The organism is Paraburkholderia sp. SIMBA_030, assembly GCF_046535245.1.
In the GTDB taxonomy this organism is placed as follows: Bacteria; Pseudomonadota; Gammaproteobacteria; order Burkholderiales; family Burkholderiaceae; genus Paraburkholderia.
In genome coordinates, this window is the sequence record NZ_JAWRXB010000605.1 from 1 (window position 1) to 269 (window position 269).

Below are 269 nucleotides of genomic sequence, written 5' to 3' on the forward strand. Positions count from 1 at the left end.
GCCCTGCGCCGTCACCACACAGCGAACGACGAATTCCCCGAGCAAATAGCAGAACTGCTCGGCTTTCTGGGCAACGACTTCCCCCAAGATCACCCCTACCGCGACGTGCATGCCGTGCCCGGACCCTGGCAGGCAGAGCAGAACCGCATCCGGCAGCCCGAGACCAGCGCTGATATCTGGATTTTGGGGTCGTCGATCTATTCCGCGCAGATTGCAGCCCGACTCGGTCGACCATATGCTTTCGCCCTTCAGTTCGGCGCTGCCGAACT

At 61.7% G+C, this 269-nt stretch carries 1 pseudogene; it reads left to right on the forward strand.

Annotated elements, in window-relative coordinates:
* Positions 1 to 269, forward strand: a pseudogene (locus SB772_RS41380) (hypothetical protein); the annotation flags it as partial.